This is a genomic window from Methylocystis sp. L43, from assembly GCF_015709525.1.
GTDB lineage: Bacteria > Pseudomonadota > Alphaproteobacteria > Rhizobiales > Beijerinckiaceae > Methylocystis.
In genome coordinates this window covers 61,360-78,993 of record NZ_JADNRA010000025.1, presented here as the reverse complement: position 1 = coordinate 78,993, position 17,634 = coordinate 61,360, and the positions used below count along the sequence as shown (strand labels likewise).

Here is a 17,634-nt window from a genome sequence, read left to right as displayed (position 1 = left end):
CTTAGTGCGGCGTCGCGCGTTGGCTTCCGCTTCGATCATGATTGTCTCCGCGGTCCTCTGCGGATGCGACCTCACATGGGAAAAGCCTGACCTCGGCGCGCCGCCGCCCGCCCGTTTCCGGGAGGCCAACCCAACGCCGGCGCCGCCAATCGCCGCCGGGAGAGATTTCGCCGTAAAATTTGGCTCAAAGGAACTCCCCGGTCTCGTCGAGCGCGCGCTCGACGACAATCTGGCGATCACGGCTGCGATTGCGCGCATCGATCAGGCGGACGCCACTGCGCGAATCGCCAGCGCCGCGCTTTGGCCCGCGATATCGCTTGGCGGCCTCGCTCAGCGCACGCAGCTTTCCGGAACGCGGCTTAGCGCAACGCCAAACTTCAATCCCGCCCAGTCGCTTCTGCAGGGCGCCGGGCAAAGCCAGGGCGCGCTTCTCGACAATCAGGCGACGTTCAGCGCCACGCGCGCCAATCTGTTCGCGCTCGGCCTCAACGCCACCTACGAAATCGATTTTTGGGGCAAGAACGAGGACGCCTCGAAAGCGGCGAGGCTCCTCGCCAACGCCTCGCGTTTCGATCGCGACGTGGTGGAGATCGCGACGGCCGCCGCGGTCATGAACGCGTATCTTCAGGTTCTCGCCGCGCAAGACCAGCTGCGGATAGCGGCTGAACACGTCAGGATTGCGGAGGGTGTGCTCGGAGCCATCAACGCGCGGCTGGAGAAGGGCGCCGCGACGATGCTGGACTATGGTTTGCAGGCGGCGGTTCTGGAAGGTCAAAGGGCCACTATTCCGCCCCTTGAGCAGACGCTACGGCAGACCAAGGTCACCCTTGCCGTTCTATTGGGACAGACGCCGGAAACTCTGGAGGTCAAAGGCGGCGCTCTCACTAGACTGCGATTCCCTCGTCTCGAGCCCGGCCTTCCGTCGGAGGTCTTATTGCGGCGGCCGGACGTCGCCAGAGCCGAGGCGGTGCTGGCATCTCAGGAATTTTCGGTGTTGCGGGCGCGGGCCGCGTTTTTCCCATCGGTCGTCCTCAATGGGCAGTACGGCCTGCAAAGCGTGGTCCTGAGCAATCTGCTGAGACCTGAGGCGGTTGCGTGGCAGATTGCGACGGGGCTCGCGCAGCCCCTGTTCGACGGCTACAACCTTCAAGGCCAGTATCAGCTCGAGAAAGGAAGATATGCCGAAGCCTGGGCGGCGTATCGGCAGAGCATACTTAACGGCCTTGCCGACACGGAAAGCGCGCTCATTGCGATGAAGGAGACCGCCAAGAGCGTGAAGATCGGCGTGGACGCGCTCGCTGCGGCTAAAATTGCGCTCGACGCGGCGCGCGCTCAGCTCTTGGAAGGCGTGATCGACGTTGTGACGCTGTCCACGGTCCAGACGACCTATTACCAATATGATTTCAACCTAACGCTCGCGCGTCTCGCTTATTTTCAGTCAGCGGTCAGCCTTTATCAGGCGCTTGGCGGCGGCTGGTCGCCGACCACGCGGCAGATCGAGATCACGCGCGCCAACGCAGCCTATGAGGCCGACAAGGGCCCATACCCTTAGCCATTCTTCGTTTACCTGAACGAGACCTCGGTCTTGAGGGCATTTGCGAAGGCCTTTGCGTTATGTGAAATTGGGGCGAGATGAATCCATTGGGAGGGAACACATGACTACGGAAAATTTTGACGAGAACTCTCAACTCTCGCGTCGCTCGCTGCTCACCGCGCTTTTTGCGGCGGCGGTAATGGCGCCGATCGCGGCGTTGGTTCCAGACGACGCCGAAGCGCAGGAGCGGCAGTTCACCACCTTCCATCACCAGTCGCGCTCCCCCCGTCCGCGCAGCGGCGCGAGGGGGTGGCGCCGCCGTCGCGCGCGCGTCCGCCGCACCGGACCAACGAAACAGCTCGCTCCGGAGACGCCGGCGCAGTAAGGCGCCTCCAAGGCGAGCGCGCGGTCGGTTTTTCGTAAGCCCCCGCGCGAGCCGGGGCGCCGGCTCCGCGTCGCGTGAACTTAAAGGTCTCACGAGTCATGCCGAGAGGACGGAATGACTCCTTTCGCGGCCGCATAGCCGATCGCTGTGCGGGCGCGTCCTTCTCAGCGATCTAAACTTCGCGCGCGACGAGAGGAGCGCGTCGACGCATCCGCCACACCTGCGGCGAGCAAAAAGCCAACTCCCGCATGACGCCGATTTCATCGCTGAGCGACAACCTATCTCAGCGCTCTTCGCGCTTCCCGGATTGCGTCATCGAATGGGCTGTCGGCAGCGATCAAAGGGCATTTTGAAAAATATCTGCTTAAGGCGTGATGAGCGGCGTTCGCGGTCTGGCGCAGCCGGGCTGTTCGACTCTTCCTCTCCGTGAGGCCCCCTGAAGGCGCCGCCGACTTGTCGGGAGGGGGTTATAAATGCACTCACTTACCATACCGAGACGTTCCACCACGCCCGCTTTCCCCAGCGTTTCACGATAGAGCCAACGAGTTTTGGCGTGGGGAACGTAGAGCGCCTACAACACCAGCACTTTGAAAATCACCACTTCGTCCCAGGGCTTGCGCCTTCGCCGAACTCCCGCGTGGTCAGCCGTCCGATGAAATCGCGCGAAGCGTTGTCCTCGAACGCTGCTCGACGCGAACGTCAGGCGCGCAAGGCCGACGAGACATGCAGATCAATCCCGCAAGCGTGCCTCTGCATGTTCCAGGCGCAACATCCTGTTTCAGAAAAATCGTCGTGCCGCGTTGGCGAAGCGGCACGATCGCGCGTCTTGGTTGATCGCGTCCGATTTGGTCTTCTTTAACGCCACTGGACGCATCGGCGGCGAGCGACGCCGTGCCGTCTATTCCACGTCCGAGTCCATTTGATGCATCTTTTTCCAGCCGGAGCATGCATCGTCGTCTTCTGCACGAAGTTGGAGGCGAACGCTTCATCGACGTTAGGATCTGCCGCGGTCGACAGAACCGCCGCGCCCAAAGGCGCCGATGCGAATAACAGTGAGGCGCAAGCAGCTGCAAACAAGTAAGTTTTAAGGTTCCGGCGCATTGTGGCGTGCTCCCTATTCTTAAGTCTTGTGGCTTAAGGCCCTCAACACTACGCGTCAAAATTTTTCGTTACAATGCGGAAGTTCATGGTTCGATTTGCATGGCTAATGCCGTTCTGAATCACAGCCACAAATAGAATAAGCGTGTCTTCAGGAAACTGGGTCGTATAGATCTCGATGCATCGCAAATCAGAAGTCGCAATTGGCGCAGGCTCGAAGCGAGCCACGTGGAAGGTTCCCGACGCCGCCTACGGCGATCTCGCGCGCGCTTATCATCGCTGGCGCCACATTAGCGCATTGGACGAACTGGCTGCGCTCGCCACACGACCGGGATTGATCATGACCGCCATTTTCTGGCGTGTCGTGGTTTATCGGACGCGCGGCGCTGACCAAGCCGACGAGCAGATTTCCTTAATGTTCGGGACAGCGCTGAAATGTTTCAAAGTTATATGCTTATGAATACAGCTGACGCCGACGCCGTTCAGGAGCTGATAATGGCGACGACCGATCATCTTGAGGCCAAGGCCAGTCGGGAACGTTATCAAAGTTTCTCACGGGATCTCGACCTCAGCCTTTTGAATATCGATGCTGTGCGTTTCGTTTAATGCAATCGTCGCAGTCACGCGCTATAGCAGGAAAATGCCCTGAATTTGCTGGTGTTGACTTAACGCGAAGGCTACGCGAGATTTGAGCAGCGAAGCGCTAGGATAGTTCTGATGGCTTCAACGCAGTCCTCTTCCGCCAAGCGGCGCTTGAACGGAATACTTAAAATAGCAATTTGGGTCGTCGTGGCTGCGCTGTTTCTTCTGGCGGCGCTCGCCGTGCTGAACAGCTTTAACTACTCGGTCGGGGTCCGAACTGGCGTTCTCAGCAAGCTGTCGAGGAGAGGCATCGCCTGCCGGACATTCGAAGGCCACTTGGCGCTCCCGAGTTTTTCGGCGTCGACCAATAGTCGATCTCAGAACCAAGAATTTGATAACACGTTCAATTTTTCGGTGCCCGACCCCGGCGTCAGAGAGCAATTAGAAGCAATGCCCGGTCGAACGGTCACGCTCGAATACCACCAGAAACTTTTTGCTCTGGACTGGCCGCTTCCATTCTTATGCGTCCGTAGAACGGCATTTGAAATTGTCGGCGTGAGGCCAGGGCCGAACTCCCCTGCAGCTCCCCCAGCTTCTGCAGGACCATGAGATAATTGGTTTGATGTGGGCGGCATCGCCGCGCGCATTCTCGCCTGAGGCGGCGCCATGATTGACGCAGCGCCTGTCGCCGGCGCCAGTCAGCTTCGCGGGCGCATACGTCGGAACCCGTCAAGCGCCGCTCGGCAATTCGCTTTCGATCAGGAACTCAGCGTTCCGATGGACGCTATCGCGCTTCGTTCACGATATTTCAGTTGGCTTGGGGCTCGGTGTGGCCGGCGGTCTGCCATGAGTCGAATTGAACGAAAGCAAACAGCGCTGGGAAAACGGTAACGATCAGGGATCCGATATACGGCAGATAGTTTAGCGCGAACGCGGACCGACACGGTCGATGGCGGAGACGCCAGCGCAGTAAGGCGCTGCAAGGAGAGCGGGCGGTCGGCTTCTCGTACGACCCCCGCGCGCTCGCCTCGAAGGGCTCGCTCAAAATGAGCCGAACGCCGAGCCGAGGGCAATGACGGCGACAAGCGCGATGATGGCGCCAATGATCGCGACCACGACGATATCGAGATAGCTTTCCTTGTGCGTGCAACCGCAAACGGCGAGCAGAGTCACGACCGCGCCATTGTGCGGAAGACTGTCCAGCGTTCCCGCGCCAATGACCGCGACGCGATGCAGAAGCGCCGGAGCAATTCCGCCTTGTTCAGCAAGACGCAGATAAGTTTCGCCGAGCGTGTCGAGCGCGATCGTCAGCCCGCCCGAAGCCGAACCGGTCAGAGACGCGAGCACATTGGTCGCGATGGCCAGGGAGACGAGCGGACCGCCCTCGATTGACAGCACCCAGGCGCGCACCATAGCGAAGGCGGGCATCGCCGCGACGACCGCGCCAAATCCGACGAGACTCGCGACGCTCATCGCAGGCAGCACGGAAGCCGTGACGCCGGCGTCGACGCTGTCGCGGATCTCCGTCAGTCGGCGCCAGTTGAGTAGAATGAGTGTTACGATCGCCGCCGAGAGCGCCACAACGACGGACCAGACGCCGCCAACGGCGGCAAGCGTCGTCGGTCCCCAGCGCTCTTCTGCCAGGAACGAGTCATCCATCCGCGGCAAGACGAGCAAGGAAATAACAAGATTGACGCCGACGACGACGATCAAAGGCAGCGCGGCGATGAAGGCGTTCGGCGCATCCCCGCGATGGCCGTGGGGAATCTCGGCGATGTCGAATTCATGCGCCGTCGCGGCGCGCTCGCGGAGCGCCTGATCCTGCGTAGCGTCGATATGAACGCTCGGCTCGTTCCCGTACCCTTCTCCCTTGCGGCGCGCCGACGCCTCGGCGCGCGCGAGCCACCAGAGCCCGAACCCGAGCATGATCACGGAGGCCACGACGCCAAGCCCGGGAGCGGCGAAAGGCGTCGTTCCAAAAAACGGCATGGGAATCGCGTTTTGAATCGCCGGCGTTCCGGGCAGCGCCGACATGGTGAATGTCGAGGTGCCGAGCGCGATGGCGGCGGGCGCCAGCCGGCGAGGCACGGCCGCCTTGCGGAACAGCTTCTGCGCCATCGGCGCCAACACGAAAAATGCGACGAAAAGGCTGACGCCGCCGTAGGTTACGAAGGCGCCGGCGAGAACGACGGAGAGCACAGCCCGGCGCGGTCCGAGTTTCTCGGCCATGAAGTTCGCGATCGCGGTGACGGAACCGCTGTCGTCCATGAGTTTTCCAAACAGCGCGCCGAGAAGAAATATCGGAAAAAATTGCGCTACGAAGCGCGACGCCCCGCCCATGAAGGTTTGCGTCCAATGCGCCAGCAAGGGTTCGCCCGCGAAGGCGGCGGCGATCAGCGCCGCCGCGGGCGCCAGCAGCAACACGCTCCAGCCGCGATATGCGAACCAAATGAGTCCGCAGAGCGCGGCAAGAATTCCAGCAAGTCCCATCGCTTCAAATCCCCTCGAGCAGGACGTCAAGATCGAGAGTCGAACGGAGTCCGACGTCGCGCTCATGACGATCGAGGAATGCCTGCGCCGACCGACGACCTTCGTCGCGCAGCATGCAAAGAAACTCCCATTCCGCGATCAGTTTCGAGGAAGCGCTGAGCTGCGTCATCATCTCGGTGGAAATTCGATGAATGCGCATCCCGGCCCAGCGCGAACCCTCCTTTTCTCCGGGATTGGCGGCGCGGCGCAGCAGGGCGATCATGCGCAGCTCCTTGAGCAGAACCGCGTTGAACGACACTTCGTTGAGGCGGTTCAATATTTCTGTCGCCGACCGCGGCGTGTTCTTGCGTTCAATCGGATTGATCTGGACAAGGATCGTATCAGTCGACTCGCATTCGCGAACGAGCGGCGTGATCGTCGGATTGCCGGAATAGCCGCCGTCCCAGTAGGCCTCGCCGTCAATCTCGACGGCCTGAAACATGGTAGGCAGGCACGCCGAAGCAAGAAGCGCGTCCGGCGTAACGTCTGCGTTTCTGAACACGCGGGCGCGGCCGGTCGACACGCTCGTGGCGGTGACGAAAAGCTTTACTCGCGCTTGCGCAAGCCGTTCGAAATTCACGGTTTCCGCGAGGATCTCGCGCAGCGGATTTACGCCCCGGGGATTGAGATCGTAGGGCGAAAATAGACGCGACATGATGTCGGTCGCGACAAAGAAAGGCGAAGCATCCAGCGTCCAGCGACCCATCAGCGCATCGATAGGATTGCGCTGCAATGGACTGAGCCGCGCCGCCTGCGACACGCGCCGCCAGAACAGCTCGAGCGCCGCGCGGGCGCCGTTTGCGCCATCATCGACGTAGCCGCTGATCAGCGCCGCCGCGTTCATCGCGCCCGCCGATGTGCCAGAGATCCCTTCTATTTGGAGCCAAGGCTCTTCCAGTAAGCGGTCTAGAACGCCCCAACTGAAGGCGCCATGCGCGCCGCCGCCTTGTAGGGCGAGATCCACAAGAACCGTGTCGCGCGTCATATCCGCAAGGCTCCACCTCTGCGTCAGAACGAATAAGACACGCGCCTTTGCCATATAACGTAAGGCATCGTAAGGATCGCGCAAAGGAGTACGTAAAGCAAGATCGCGGGTTGAATCTCCCTTTGCTCCGGAAAGTTCGTCGCACCAATCGCAAACGCGATGCCGGGATGTCGTGTCGCAGTCGCGAGGGCCAGCACTGCCCGATCATGCAGATCGGGGCCGCCGAGCAAATGACCGACGGCGAGACCGGCAAGTACGAATGCCAAGATAGCGAGAATTGTGCCATTGCCGACCAGGGCGACGATGCCTGGCCACGCGGTGAATAGGATAGGCAGAACGCTGAGCACGAGGAACACCAAGGCGACAAGCGTCACAGATTTCGAGATTCGCAAAGCAATCACAGGAGCAAATTGCCGGACGAGCATTCCCATCAAAAGTGGCGCAAGGTCCGTGATGAGAACCAGCCGAGCAATTGGCCATGCCCGCATATCGACAGGCGTCTGGAAAAATTGACCAAGCAATGCGACCGCAATTGGAATGAAAATAACCGCCACCACAGCGGCAACAACCAACAATCCGATAGCGTAGGATCGTTCACCATGCACCTTGATTTGCTTTTTTGGGAGAATAGGGGGAACCGGAGAGACGGCGAGCGCGACAAGCGAAACTTCCACGGCGTTATGCAGATCAAAAGCCGTCACAATCGCGGCTATGAATACGGGCAAGATGACGTTCATCGCAAGTAGCGATCGCGCTAGCTGTGCGGGTCGGAGGAGGAGGTAGGTAGCGTCGCTGGGCTGTGAATTCAGGCCAATCGCAAACACGCTCAGAGCGATACTACACTTCAACGCAAATGGAATAAGCATATTCAAGGTCATTGGCATACCCCACCATCGCCAAACCATTCGGCGTCGCTCTATTGCACCCGTGATGCACCTTCACCGTAGTTAGCTTACAGCCCCGCGAGCAAAAAGGGCGCATTCATACGATTTCCGGCTTATTACTTCGCATTGGCGACTTTCGGCCACCTATTGAATTTAGCACAGCCTTTGAGGGCGTCGCGTTCCTTGGCGAACGCGACAAATCTCTTGGCGATGAATTCGTCGAGCTCATTGATGGCGGCGACATGCATGTTGACGATGGGCTCGTCGACGAGCGCCCACAACATCTCCGCCGGTTGCAGTTCCGGCGTGTCAGTGATGACGGTTGGGGATCATGTCGTCGTCAGCAATCCGCGCTCGTCGATCACCTTCTGAAGCGCCGCGACCCAATGGTCGTAGTATTCCCAATCGCCGCGCTCGGATTCCGGCGCGCGTTCCCAGCGCTCGATGGCCTCGATTAGTGCTTTCGCGCGCGAGATCAGCAAGCGTCGGCGAGAGGTTCTCGTCGCTTCAGAAAATCGCATCGGGCCGCAAATTCAGCCCGAAGCCGAAGTCGACGGACGCGCCCGCTGCGGCCGCGCATCCGCATGCTGCTCCGAGCCCCACCGATGCGGAGCCAATTATCGCGCGGTCGACTACTTCAACTATCTTTCCGAGCTTCCCGATCTGGTCCTCACCATGGACGAGTCGCACCGCTATCGCGTGTCGGCAGGCGTTCGCGCCGTCAACGTGATGGCACAAGCTGACAGGGGATCGAAAGGGCCCGCCCGACGCACTCGCCCTCGCGATGAATTTTTCCGCTGGCGGGGACAGGCGACTCTGCGGAAGGAGCCTTGTGTCCGTCCTCGCTCGACCAAGCCTCGATCAGGTCCGCTCCGTCGTAAAGTTCGACCCGGTGATTGTCTGTGGAATTTTTATAGCGCGCCACCACGCCGCCGAAATTGCTGAGCGCCCGGCTGGCGTCGCGATCTCGTAACGTTCCGAGTTGCTTCGCGCCCTTCCAGATGACGATGTTGAAACGTGGTTCACTCGATCGATTGGCATTCATTTTTGCAGCCCCGATTTCGAATCGCCTGTGTTCATGCTTGCATGGCCCGGCCGGTTGTGACGACCGAAAGCTTCCTTGGGGCGCCATCACAACCCGCCCCGCTTGCCGCTCAGCTGATTGGCTATCACAGGCTCTCACCCGCGCCTTCGCGGAGTAGCACCTTGATATAATTGCGGTTGTTCCCCATATCGCGTTCCTATCTCGCCCCTCTCGCTGCCGCTGGACCAGCGCGTTCTCTGGCGGCGGGCGCAATGCGGCCGGATCGTCGCCCGCCATCCACGCGCCGCGTCGCGCCAGTCAACGATGCCGGGCGTGCGATCATGAAATCGGCGCATCCATTTATTGGTAGGCTCTGTCGGGATTGAGCATGATCTCGACGACTTTCTCATCGCAGAGCCATCCCGCCGTCTCCGCGCCCAGCGCCGTGCGCAACATGCGCGCCACGCGACATCGCTTCCGCATTGTCAGAATGAACCGACAACTCTGCCCCAGTCTCTCTTGAACCGCGTGCCGGCAGCTCGAAGGCGGGGTTGTTTAAGCACGCCAGAGCGTTCGTTTTCGCTCTTATTGAGAAGTTCGCGGGCAGGAGACGCGATGAGGGAGCGGCGAAGTCGCGGCGTTCGTACTCCACACGCGTCCCATACCCAAGCGTCCGGCGCCAAGCGTCCCATGCCCAAGCAGCGCGCCTAAGCGCTGGCAGGCGCGACGATTTTAGCGTCTCCATTTGTTTGCCGTAATTATGTATTTGAGGTAGATGCCGGAGCAACAAGACTTTTATGTTGCTTGCCTCTTAAAGCTTAGTTTTTGGCTGTCGGAAGGGCATAGGATGAATGCGACTAACGCTAAGCTTTCGGCGGACAGCCAAGCTTGTGCATTCTTTGAAGACGCCGCGAATAAGCTTCGGACCCATTTCGAGCGCCAAGTGCTTGCGGCGCTGCCGGATTTCGCGCGTCGAGCGCTTGAGTGCGAGTTGAACGCGCTCTCCACATTGTCGAGCGCTGATCCTGTCCCGCCCTTGGCGGAAGTCTCGCTCGTCCGCGCGGAACAATGCGCGCATGACTTGCTGAGCATGAATTACGAAGGCGCCGCCGATTCATTTATGCGGCGCTGCGTGAGCGAAGCGTCGGCGGACATCGCGGCGGCGGTGATCGCCGCATCGGGGCAGGGCGGAAATATCGTGATTTTTCCGACGCCGTCCAGCAGAATGGCCGTTGGTCGAACGCTCTAGCTCGATCCCATAAGGCTAACGCAGACAAGATCTTTTCCTGCGAGCGGCCCGTCTTATCCGCGCCGAGTTCAGCTTAAAGCACAGGGTCTCTGAGCGCGTGTGAGCGGCGATCCAGCATTGTTGGCGCGGAGCCCGAGCCTTGTCACGGCCGACGCGTCGCCGTACGAACGGTCCGCGATGCAAGGAGCGGCGGGGCCTGCGGCTGGAGAGCGGGAATGAAAGAGAAGATCGACGCCTATCTGCTCAAGGAGATGCACCGCGAGCTGAGTGATCTCGAGCAGTATGACGTCGATCCACGCATTCGGTTCGTTTACGACAAAGCGTTGGAGCTCTATTGGACGCTTTCTCGCATGCTCGGCCTGAGCCGCCTGCACGATGGACGCTGGCGGGCGCCTAGCGCGGCCAAGGCGGAGGCGCTGCGCACGCGCCTTGATGGCGCGGTCCCACCGCCGGCGGCGCATAATCGTCTGCTCATCGATATGACGGCGACGCATCGCTTTCGCGGCCATACGGGCGTCCAGCGCGTCGTGCGCGAAATCGCGCGCGCCTGTGTCGAAAGCGGCGAAGCGCTTCCGGTCTATCTCGAAGCAGGCCGGCTCTATGGCCATTTCCAGCACGACAATTTGCCCCATGCGATCGAACTGCAATCGGGCGACACGCTGCTTTTGCTCGACTCCGGATGGGGCTTCGTCGAGGAATATCCGCCGCTCCTGCGCGCAGCGCATGAGGCTGGCGCCAAAGTCGTCGGCGGTCTCTATGATCTCATCCCCTTGCGTTATCCCGCCGCGACCGCCTTAAAGAACAGCGCGCCCTTCGCGCCCTGGCTCGAGGAGGTGCTGCTGCAATGCGACGCCATCGTCTGCATCTCGCAAAGCGTCGCGCAGGACCTCGTGGACTACGTGCGGGAACAGGGTCTCGCGACGCCCGCCAATATGCGGATCGGCTGGTGGCCGCTTGGCGCCGACTTTCGCCCGGGCGCTCAGGAGGCGCCCTCAAAAGCCGTCGAGCGCATCGCTTCAGCGCCGGCGCCGTTCTTCATGAGCGTCGGCACCCTGGAGCCGCGCAAGGCCTATCCCATCGCTTTGGACGCCTTTGAACGTCTGTGGGGGGAAGGGTGCGAGACGCGTTACGTCATCGTCGGCCGGCACGGTTGGAACACGCGGGCGTTGCAGCGCCGAATCCGCCGGCACAGCGAATATGGACGCCGGCTGTTCTGGCTCGACAATGCGAGCGACGCCGATCTTTCACATCTCTATCCGCGGGCGCGCGGCCTGATCTTTCCATCCTTCGTCGAAGGCTTCGGCATGCCGCTGATCGAAGCGGCGCATCACGGCGCGCGCGTGATCGCGAGCGATATCCCGGTTTTCCGCGAAGTCGGCGGCGACGGGGCTGTCTATTTCGATGTGCTGGACGCGCAAGCGCTCGCCGAGCGCGTGCGCGAAGCGCTCTTTGAAACAAGAGAGATCAAGGCCCCGGCGATTTCGACCTGGCGACAATCCGCCGCGAGGCTTGTCTCAATGGTGCGGGGCGATCACTATCAGACCGACGCCGCCGAACTGGCCAAGGTTTTAGAGCCCGCGGAATGAACGCGCCGATCGCCGCGTTGCCTCAACCGCCGCTTCCGCCTATCTTCCGCGCGACTGAAGCTCTGTGAGGGCTCTAAACTCTCGCGTAGGGACCTTGCGTCGATGACCGCCAGCCTCTCCGTCTGCATTCCCATCTATAATTTCGCGAAATTCATTCCTGAAACTCTGGATTCGATCCTCGGTCAGGACGGTGGGGATGACGTGCAGATCGTCATTCTCGACGGCGCGTCGACCGACAACACCGCGGAAATTATTGCGGGCTACGAGCGCAAGCATCCCAATATCAAATATGTGCGCCAGCCTCAGAAAGGCGGCATCGACCGCGACATGGCGAAATCCGTTGAGCCCGCGACCGGCGACTATTGCTGGCTGTTCAGCGGCGACGACATCATGCGGCCGGGCGCGCTGCGTCGCGTGCTCAACGAAATTCAAAGCGGCTATGATCTCTATTTGTGCAAGCACATGGAGTATTATTTTTATCACGACAGCTGGACCGAATATCCGGCCGTCGCGTGCGAGGACGGCGCCGTCTTCGAGCTATCCGATCCGCGCAGCCGCCACGACTATTTCAGCAAGGCGGTCAACACCGAAGCGTTCTTCAGCTTCATCGGCGGGATCATCGTTAAGCGCTCGACCTGGAACCGCGTGCCGCTCAATGAAGAATTCGTCGGAAGCTGCTGGGGGCATGTGGCGCGCCTTTTCGAACTGATGCCCGGCGGCTTAAGCATCAAAGTTCTCTCCGGCGCGCTGCTGGACCGGCGCCCCGACAACGACTCCTTTGCTGGCGGCGGCATGGTCAATCGCTATCGCATCGCCATCGACGGATTCCACAATATCGCCGACCGCTTTTTCGGCCACGACAGCATCGAGGCCTTCCACGTGCGGCGCGTGATCAGACACGAGTTCCATCCGCTGGCGATGCAGCTTGGCAAATTCATGTGCTTCGTCAATCCGGCGGGCGAAGATCGCGCGCTGATGGATAGTCTGATGAAGAAGGTCTATTGCGATTTTTCACTCGACAATCTGCGCGCGAAATTCGCGTATGCGACGATGTCGGCGAAGCGCTTCAGACAGCAACAGCCTGAACTCAGCGCGCACCATGAGCAAAAATATCTCGCGCAAGCAAAGGGCGCGCAAGGCGCGTGACGATCGTTTCGGGGATTATTTTCCGCGGCTGAACAAGGCGGCGCGCCGACATCGATCCAGAATCAGATTTCCAGATCGGCGAATGCTGGTTCGAGCATCACGTCTTCGAAGTTCTGCGCATAAGAGATCATCATGTGGCTGCCGTCCTTATGCTTGATCGAGCAGATTTCGGGACGTTTAGAGGACTAGTATATCCATTGTTTGGGTTGGCTCATCCGCAAGAGGCGCGACCGAATCCCATAGATTGTTGAGGTCCGCGGTCGGGCGAAAGACGGCGGTCTCCACGCCGAGCGTGGAAAACAGAACGCAATAGCGGTCATAGCCGTCCAAGGCTTTCATCAACAAGGGAAAGCTCTTCGTCCGCCGCATGCCATAGGGCCAAAATTCCAGCACTAACGGGGGCTTGTTCTTCAGGACAGCCGATGCGCCGGCGAGCACAAATCCCTCAAAACCCTGCACATCTATCCAGATAACGCAAATTGTTGCATCGATGTCGGGCAGCAAGTTGTCGAAACGCTTTAGGGGAACGCTGATCTTTGGGCGCGACGCTTCGTTATAGGCGTTATCGACGGCGTCGATGGAGAGGCGATTGTCGCCGGTATTGTCGTCGGAAAGTTCGAACAGCGCTTCTCCTTCCCGATCCGAAAGAGCGACCTGATAGATTGTGAATTGGCTCTCTAGGCCGTTCAACGCGACATTGGCGCGCAGCAATCTGCATGTCGATGGCGTCGGCTCGATGGCGATCGCTCTGGCGCATAGTCCTCGCGCGATTGTCGGAATGCTGATGACTCCGATGTTCGCGCCGACATCGATGAGCGTCGCGTCGCTCAGATCCACTCCGCGTTCACGGGAGATCAAGTCGAAGGCTGTTCTAACCGTATCGAACTGACTGGAGCCGGTAATAAAAACTTCCCGTGACATGAACTTGTCAGCCGTATCAACGATAAATGGCTCAATGCTTTGGCGCGCGTGAAGAAGCAGGCCCGTCTGTCGCTTGGAGATTGCGTCGTAAAGTCGCGCGCGATCCCATTCCGTGGATTGTAGCAGGAATTTTTCGACAAACTGATCGAGGTCATAGACCTCGTTCTTGTTGAAAAGACGCAGAGAGTTCATGACATTCTGAAAAAGGCCCATCAGTCGTCCCCCCGATTAAGACGCCCGCGCGCAAGATTTCGATTCACTTTGACGTTCAGAGCCGCATTATTCACATGATCGCATTGAAATTTTTGGATTGTTCGCCAGTGTCGCGGCTGGAGGCCATTTTGCATTCTAGCGTTTCCGGTCTGCAGGCGGTTGCGTCGATCAGACGATCTCGATCTCGGGGAACGGGAAGATCATCTTGCCGCCGCTGGCGAGATATTCCTGCTCCCTCGCCAATATCCCGTCCTTAAAGTGCCAGGGCAGCACGAGGAAGTAATCCGGCTTCATGGCGCGCGCCTCCGCCTCTGAGACGATCGGGATATGTGAGCCGGGCGTGAAGCAACCGAATTTGTCGGGATTGACCTCGGCGATCGCATCGACGAGGTCGGGGCCGATGTCGCAGAATTGCAGCACCACATTGCCCTTGGTCGACGCGCCGTAGCCGAGGATGCGCTTGTTGTCGTCCTTGAGCGCGCGCAGCAGGCGGCGCAGGTCCTCGCGATGGCGGAACACGCGATCTTCGAAATCGCGGTAGGGGCGAGGCGTGTTCAGCCCCATCCGCTCCTCTTGCGCCAGCAGCCAGTCGATCACCGCGAGATTGCGCTTGCGCTGCGTGTTCTTGTGGCCGGCGGTGACGGCGAAACTGCCGCCGTTGACCGCATTCATCTGCACGTCGAGAATCTGGAGATCGGCCGCGCCGAGAATTTTCTCGATGACCCCCAGCGAGTAATATTCGATATGCTCATGGCAGATCGTGTCGTAGGAGGTGAGCCGCAGCATTGACGGCATATAGCTCTGCTCGAAATGCCACACCCCGTCGGGCGCGAGCGCCTTGGCGACTTCGCGGGCGAACCAGACGGGGTCGTCGAGGTCGTAGAACATCGCGATCGACGTGACGATCTTCGCCCGCTTCGGCGAGAGCTTTTCAAACGCCTGCGAAGAGAAGAACTCCGGCGCGAGCTTGATATCGTCTGGATAATATTGTCGGAACTTGGCGCCGGTGGGATCGATCCCGATGCGCGTCAAGCCCGACGTCGTGTAGGCCTTGAGAGACGTCGCGTCGTTTGAGCCGATGTCGAGCACGGCGTCGCCGGGCTTGAGATCGGCGAAGCGCTCGAGATGGGCGATCTTCTGGGTCAGGTGTCGCACCATCGACTGATTGAGGCCCGAGCGATAACCGTAGTTCTCGCCATACATCTCGCTCGCCTCATAGCTGTGCGCGAGCTGCAGCAGGCCTGAATCTGGGCACCAGACGAGCTCCAGAGGTCCGACCGTGACAGGCGTCTCGCGAGAGCTCGGAAAAACGCCCGTGAGCGCCTGGTCGCCGAGCGTCAGAACCGAGACGAGATTGGTTGAGCCGCTAACGCGACACTTGGTAATTCTCTTCGTCATTGTCTAATTTCCTGGCGCATTCGCGAATGAACGTCCGCAGCCTTAGAGGCGCTGCCAACGAGGCGAGGAAGCTCTTCCGTGTATGGTCTCTTTGCAACTCACGGAAGTCTTGGCCCGAAGACGGCGAGAGTGTCAATCGCCCGCGTTAGAGCGGGTGATACTGATATAGCCAATTTTCCGAAAGAACCTCATCGCCGTTCTTGAGGAACAGGCGCATCTCCACCGGCTCAGCGCCTTCGACGGTCAGGTCGAATTGCGCCCGCCAATGGCCCGGCACATTGTCAAAAACCGCTTCGGTGAACACGTATGAGAACGTTCCGCGCGAAGCCCATAACACGGGTTCGGGCTTCACCCCGAAGGGGAGCTTGGCGAGCGGCTCGCCCAGAAACTCCACCATGAACTTTCGGACGCCCTTGGGCCGCGGCTTGCCGGGCTGGCCGCCGTTGCCGAGCCTGGTCGCGACGCAGCGTGCGAGCTTGGTCGGATAGGGCTCGTCCGCAAGCCAATGCAGCCGATAGGAATATTCGAAGGAGGCGCCGGGAACGGCGGGCTTCTCGGGCGCCCAGATGACGACGATATTGTCGTGGATCTCGTCGTCCGTCGGGATTTCGATGAGTTGAATCGCCCCTTTGCCCCAGTCGCCCTTGGGTTCGATCCACACGCTCGGACGGCGATCGTAGAAGACGTTGTCGAGATAATGATCGTAATTGCGGTCGCGCTGCATCAGGCCGAAGCCCTTCGGGTTATTGTCGCCGAACGCCGACGCCATGACCCGGTTCGGATTGTTCAACGGCCGCCACAAGCGCTCGCCTGCGCCGGTCCACATGCTCAACCCGTCCGAATCATGCACTTCCGGCCGCCAATCAATCGCCGTAGGCTTTATGGTCTCCGAGAACCAGAACATCGAGGTGAGCGGCGCGACGCCAAAACGCGTGAAGGCGCCGCGCAAATGCAGCGAGCAGTCGATGTCCATAATCACGCCCTTGCCGCGCGTCATCAGGAAGCGATAGGCGCCAACGATCGAGGGGCCTTCAAGCAGGGCATGCAGGACGACGCCGTCGGCGGTCTCCGGGCCGATGTAAATTTCAGTGAAATCAGGGAATTCTTCGTTCGATCCCGCCTGCCAGGTGTCGAGCGCGACACCGCGCGCCGACATGCCGTACTGGCGCAATTCGCCGATCGCTCGGAAATATGACGCGCCCAGAAACGCGACCCAGTCGTTTTTCTTCCAGTCGAGCGCGCCGTCCTTGGCCTCCTGAATGCGAAATCCCGCGAAGCCGGCCCCAGGCGGCAGGTGCCGCGCGATCGAATCGGCCGGCATATTGAAGTAGCTTGTATCGTAAAGAACTTCGCGCGCCTCGCCGTTTTCAACGACATTCATGCGCACGGCCTTCTTGAAGAACATCCCCAGGTGGAAGAACTCTACGGGGAAGCGGTCCTTGGTGTCGGCGAAAAGCGCGTGATCGGTGTTGTAGGTGATCTGTCCCCACTTCTCGTAGTCGATCTGCGAGGTGATCTCGGGCGCGGGAATATTCGGCTTGCGGTAAGGCTCTTTGACGAGGCGCTGCGCCGTCTGCTTGAGCGTCTCGAAGGAGAATGGCCGCGGTTCGCCGAGCCGGAGATTGGAGACGCTCGTCGCCGCCTCGCTGCGAGGCGCGCCGACCGCGCCGAGGGCGCTCGTCGCCGCCGCCGCTTTGATAAACGAGCGACGATCCTGCTTCTCGACCATCTCGGCGTCCTTGTTGCGAAGTTTGGGAGATGCGCGCCTGGGTCCGCCGCCGCCGCGAGCCTTTCGGGGGGCGCGAGACATTGCGGCGCGGGACCTTAATTAGCCGCGAATCGGCTCATTGCGGATGGCGGTCCGCATGAAGAAATAGAGTCCGATCAGGCCGGCGAGGGAGAAGATGATTTCGAGCGCGCGGCTGATGAGGGGATCAAGCTGAAAAAGCCCACCCAGCGCCCAGCCCGCGGCCCAGGATGCGCCGACCAGCTCGGTGCCAACCAAGATCGCCACGGCGACGAGCGTCGACAGGCGCAGATAATTGATGGGCTTCTGGCTCATGCCGTCATTCTCGAGCTCAACCCCTTAACAGGCGGCCG

General features: G+C 60.3%; 16 protein-coding genes. 6 read left to right on the top strand and 10 right to left on the bottom strand.

Annotated features, from left to right (window positions below):
- The first annotated feature begins 37 nt into the window (after positions 1–37).
- From IYX23_RS07535 to IYX23_RS07525, 3 genes are all read left to right on the top strand, one after another.
- Positions 38–1,552: an efflux transporter outer membrane subunit gene (locus IYX23_RS07535; protein ID WP_246716560.1), complete on the top strand. Its 1,515-nt coding sequence runs from the start codon at positions 38–40 to the stop codon at positions 1,550–1,552.
- A gap of 103 nt (positions 1,553–1,655) precedes the next feature.
- Positions 1,656–1,919, top strand: coding sequence for a hypothetical protein (locus IYX23_RS07530; RefSeq protein WP_196392308.1), 264 nt, complete (start codon positions 1,656–1,658; stop codon positions 1,917–1,919).
- A gap of 1,815 nt (positions 1,920–3,734) precedes the next feature.
- The gene (locus IYX23_RS07525) at positions 3,735–4,208 is read left to right on the top strand and encodes a hypothetical protein (protein WP_196392307.1); all 474 of its coding nucleotides are present in this window, start codon (positions 3,735–3,737) and stop codon (positions 4,206–4,208) included.
- Between the two features lie 432 nt (positions 4,209–4,640).
- Here IYX23_RS07525 and IYX23_RS07520 read toward each other — a convergent pair whose 3' ends face one another.
- The 6 genes from IYX23_RS07520 to IYX23_RS07495 all read right to left on the bottom strand — a co-directional run bounded on the left by IYX23_RS07520 (position 4,641) and on the right by IYX23_RS07495 (position 9,129).
- Entirely contained in the window at positions 4,641–6,089 is a 1,449-nt protein-coding gene (locus IYX23_RS07520) for a GntP family permease (RefSeq protein WP_196392306.1), read from the bottom strand.
- Between the two features lie 4 nt (positions 6,090–6,093).
- Positions 6,094–7,113: a patatin-like phospholipase family protein gene (locus IYX23_RS07515; RefSeq protein WP_196392305.1), complete on the bottom strand. Its 1,020-nt coding sequence runs from the start codon at positions 7,111–7,113 to the stop codon at positions 6,094–6,096.
- A gap of 23 nt (positions 7,114–7,136) precedes the next feature.
- Positions 7,137–7,979 (bottom strand): Na+-dependent transporter, encoded by an 843-nt coding sequence (locus IYX23_RS07510; RefSeq protein WP_196392365.1) that lies wholly within the window; start codon positions 7,977–7,979, stop codon positions 7,137–7,139.
- 134 nt (positions 7,980–8,113) lie between these two features.
- Entirely contained in the window at positions 8,114–8,281 is a 168-nt protein-coding gene (locus tag IYX23_RS07505) for a hypothetical protein (RefSeq protein ID WP_196392304.1), read from the bottom strand.
- Between the two features lie 45 nt (positions 8,282–8,326).
- The gene (locus IYX23_RS07500; RefSeq protein WP_196392303.1) at positions 8,327–8,518 is read right to left on the bottom strand and encodes a hypothetical protein; all 192 of its coding nucleotides are present in this window, start codon (positions 8,516–8,518) and stop codon (positions 8,327–8,329) included.
- A 200-nt stretch (positions 8,519–8,718) separates the two neighbouring features.
- Positions 8,719–9,129, bottom strand: a complete 411-nt coding sequence (locus IYX23_RS07495; RefSeq protein ID WP_246716559.1) for a hypothetical protein — start codon at positions 9,127–9,129, stop codon at positions 8,719–8,721.
- Positions 9,130–9,964: 835 nt separating this feature from the next.
- Between IYX23_RS07495 and IYX23_RS07490 the strand changes: the two genes are divergently transcribed.
- The 3 genes from IYX23_RS07490 to IYX23_RS07480 all read left to right on the top strand — a co-directional run bounded on the left by IYX23_RS07490 (position 9,965) and on the right by IYX23_RS07480 (position 13,002).
- Positions 9,965–10,270, top strand: a complete 306-nt coding sequence (locus tag IYX23_RS07490) for a hypothetical protein (RefSeq protein WP_246716557.1) — start codon at positions 9,965–9,967, stop codon at positions 10,268–10,270.
- Between the two features lie 215 nt (positions 10,271–10,485).
- Complete coding sequence (locus IYX23_RS07485; RefSeq protein WP_196392301.1) at positions 10,486–11,856, top strand: glycosyltransferase family 1 protein; 1,371 nt, start codon at positions 10,486–10,488, stop codon at positions 11,854–11,856.
- A 102-nt stretch (positions 11,857–11,958) separates the two neighbouring features.
- On the top strand, positions 11,959–13,002 hold the full coding sequence (locus IYX23_RS07480) for a glycosyltransferase family 2 protein (RefSeq protein ID WP_196392300.1): 1,044 nt from the start codon (positions 11,959–11,961) through the stop codon (positions 13,000–13,002).
- Positions 13,003–13,179: 177 nt separating this feature from the next.
- Here IYX23_RS07480 and IYX23_RS07475 read toward each other — a convergent pair whose 3' ends face one another.
- From IYX23_RS07475 to IYX23_RS07460, 4 genes are all read right to left on the bottom strand, one after another.
- Positions 13,180–14,136, bottom strand: a complete 957-nt coding sequence (locus IYX23_RS07475) for an FkbM family methyltransferase (RefSeq protein WP_196392299.1) — start codon at positions 14,134–14,136, stop codon at positions 13,180–13,182.
- A 168-nt stretch (positions 14,137–14,304) separates the two neighbouring features.
- Positions 14,305–15,534, bottom strand: a complete 1,230-nt coding sequence (locus IYX23_RS07470) for a class I SAM-dependent methyltransferase (RefSeq protein ID WP_196392298.1) — start codon at positions 15,532–15,534, stop codon at positions 14,305–14,307.
- A 145-nt stretch (positions 15,535–15,679) separates the two neighbouring features.
- Positions 15,680–17,263: a glucan biosynthesis protein D gene (locus IYX23_RS07465; RefSeq protein ID WP_196392297.1), complete on the bottom strand. Its 1,584-nt coding sequence runs from the start codon at positions 17,261–17,263 to the stop codon at positions 15,680–15,682.
- Between the two features lie 99 nt (positions 17,264–17,362).
- On the bottom strand, positions 17,363–17,596 hold the full coding sequence (locus tag IYX23_RS07460; RefSeq protein ID WP_196392296.1) for a hypothetical protein: 234 nt from the start codon (positions 17,594–17,596) through the stop codon (positions 17,363–17,365).
- Positions 17,597–17,634: the final 38 nt, after the last annotated feature.

What these genes read in the sequence shown, in the direction of transcription:
- IYX23_RS07535 (WP_246716560.1), top strand. Translation starts at nt 38, where the DNA reads ATGATTGTCTCCGCGGTCCTCTGCGGATGCGACCTCACATGGGAAAAG.
- IYX23_RS07530 (WP_196392308.1), top strand. Translation starts at nt 1,656, where the DNA reads ATGACTACGGAAAATTTTGACGAGAACTCTCAACTCTCGCGTCGCTCG.
- IYX23_RS07525 (WP_196392307.1), top strand. Translation starts at nt 3,735, where the DNA reads ATGGCTTCAACGCAGTCCTCTTCCGCCAAGCGGCGCTTGAACGGAATA.
- IYX23_RS07520 (WP_196392306.1), bottom strand. Translation starts at nt 6,089, where the DNA reads ATGGGACTTGCTGGAATTCTTGCCGCGCTCTGCGGACTCATTTGGTTC.
- IYX23_RS07515 (WP_196392305.1), bottom strand. Translation starts at nt 7,113, where the DNA reads ATGACGCGCGACACGGTTCTTGTGGATCTCGCCCTACAAGGCGGCGGC.
- IYX23_RS07510 (WP_196392365.1), bottom strand. Translation starts at nt 7,979, where the DNA reads ATGCTTATTCCATTTGCGTTGAAGTGTAGTATCGCTCTGAGCGTGTTT.
- IYX23_RS07505 (WP_196392304.1), bottom strand. Translation starts at nt 8,281, where the DNA reads ATGTTGTGGGCGCTCGTCGACGAGCCCATCGTCAACATGCATGTCGCC.
- IYX23_RS07500 (WP_196392303.1), bottom strand. Translation starts at nt 8,518, where the DNA reads ATGCGATTTTCTGAAGCGACGAGAACCTCTCGCCGACGCTTGCTGATC.
- IYX23_RS07495 (WP_246716559.1), bottom strand. Translation starts at nt 9,129, where the DNA reads ATGGCGCCCCAAGGAAGCTTTCGGTCGTCACAACCGGCCGGGCCATGC.
- IYX23_RS07485 (WP_196392301.1), top strand. Translation starts at nt 10,486, where the DNA reads ATGAAAGAGAAGATCGACGCCTATCTGCTCAAGGAGATGCACCGCGAG.
- IYX23_RS07480 (WP_196392300.1), top strand. Translation starts at nt 11,959, where the DNA reads ATGACCGCCAGCCTCTCCGTCTGCATTCCCATCTATAATTTCGCGAAA.
- IYX23_RS07475 (WP_196392299.1), bottom strand. Translation starts at nt 14,136, where the DNA reads ATGGGCCTTTTTCAGAATGTCATGAACTCTCTGCGTCTTTTCAACAAG.
- IYX23_RS07470 (WP_196392298.1), bottom strand. Translation starts at nt 15,534, where the DNA reads ATGACGAAGAGAATTACCAAGTGTCGCGTTAGCGGCTCAACCAATCTC.
- IYX23_RS07465 (WP_196392297.1), bottom strand. Translation starts at nt 17,263, where the DNA reads ATGGTCGAGAAGCAGGATCGTCGCTCGTTTATCAAAGCGGCGGCGGCG.
- IYX23_RS07460 (WP_196392296.1), bottom strand. Translation starts at nt 17,596, where the DNA reads ATGAGCCAGAAGCCCATCAATTATCTGCGCCTGTCGACGCTCGTCGCC.